Annotated in this window: 1 rRNA gene; it reads left to right on the forward strand. The window is 49.5% G+C overall.

The annotated features are described in order from the left end of the window. A 23S ribosomal RNA gene (locus A0739_RS09820) occupies nt 1-210 on the forward strand; the annotation flags it as partial.

A 210-nucleotide genomic window follows, 5' to 3' on the forward strand; every position in this document is an offset into this window, starting at 1 on the left:
GCCCTGGGTTAGTCGGGACCTAAGGAGAGGCCGAAAGGTGTATCCGATGGACAACAGGTTGAGATTCCTGTACTAGAGTATGAAGTGATGGAGGGACGCAGTAGGCTAACTCGTGCGTACGAATGGATGTACGTCTAAGCAGTGAGGCGTGGTATGAGTCAAATGCTTATACCTATAACGTTGAGCTGTGATGGGGAGCGAAGTTTAGTA

The organism is Streptococcus oralis, from assembly GCF_001588645.1.
Classification (GTDB): Bacteria; Bacillota; Bacilli; order Lactobacillales; family Streptococcaceae; genus Streptococcus; species Streptococcus oralis_AB.